This window comes from Kitasatospora purpeofusca, assembly GCF_000718025.1.
Taxonomy (GTDB): Bacteria; Actinomycetota; Actinomycetes; order Streptomycetales; family Streptomycetaceae; genus Kitasatospora; species Kitasatospora purpeofusca.
In genome coordinates, this window is record NZ_JODS01000081.1 from 1 (window position 1) to 1,143 (window position 1,143).

At 67.4% G+C, this 1,143-nt stretch carries 1 protein-coding gene; it reads right to left on the reverse strand.

What is annotated here, in order from left to right; all coding sequences use genetic code 11:
* On the reverse strand, window positions 1-1,143 hold a 1,143-nt coding region (locus IF01_RS0140780; RefSeq protein WP_030398680.1), incomplete at both ends, for an acyl-CoA dehydrogenase family protein.

The window sequence follows — 1,143 nt, forward strand, 5'->3', positions numbered from 1 at the left end:
TACGGGAGGTTGCGGGCCATCACGATGCGCTGGATCTGGTTGGTGCCCTCGTAGATCTGCGTGATCTTCGCGTCCCGCATCATCCGCTCCAACGGATAGTCCCGGGTGTACCCGTACCCGCCCAGCAACTGCACCGCGTCCGTCGTGATCTCCATCGCCGCGTCCGACGCGAAACACTTCGCCGCCGCACCGAAGAACGTCAGGTCCCCGTCCCCCCGCTGCGACTTCGCCGCCGCCGCGTACGTCAACTGACGCGCCGCCTCCAGCTTCATCGCCATGTCCGCCAGCATGAACTGCACACCCTGGAAATCACCGATCGGCTTACCGAACTGCCGACGCTCCCGCACATACCCCTTCGCGTAGTCCAACGCCCCCTGCGCGATCCCCAGCGCCTGCGCCGCGATCGTCACCCGCGTGTGGTCCAGCGTCCTCATCGCCGTCGCGAACCCCGTGCCCTCCGCACCGATCATCCGGTCCGCCGGGATCCGCACATTGTCGAAGTACACCTCACGCGTCGGCGACCCCTTGATGCCGAGCTTGCGCTCCGGCGCACCGAACGACACCCCCGCGTCGCCCTTCTCCACCACGAACGCCGAGATCCCCTTCGACCGCAGCTCCGGGTCCGTCACCGCCATCACCGTGTAGAACTCCGACACCCCCGCGTTGGTGATCCAGCGCTTCACACCGTTCAAAACCCAGAAGTCCCCGTCCCGCACCGCACGCGTCCTCATCCCCGCCGCGTCCGAACCCGCCTCCGGCTCCGACAGGCAGTACGAGAACATCCCCTCCCCGCGCGCCAACGCCCCCAGGTACTTCGCCTTCAACTCCTGCGAACCCGACAACTGCACCGGCAACGAACCCAGCTTGTTCACCGCCGGGATCAACGACGACGAGGCGCACACCCGCGCCACCTCCTCGATCACGATCACCGTCGCCAGCGCGTCCGCCCCCGCACCCCCGAACTCCTCCGGCACATGCACCGCATGCAGGTCATTGCCCTGCAACGCGTCCAACGCCTCCTGCGGGAACCGCCCCACCTCGTCCACCTCCGCCGCGAACGGAGCGATCTTCGCCTCCGCCAGCGAACGCACCGCCTCACGGAGCATCCCGTGCTCCTCGGAGATCCGGAAGAGATCGAAGTCC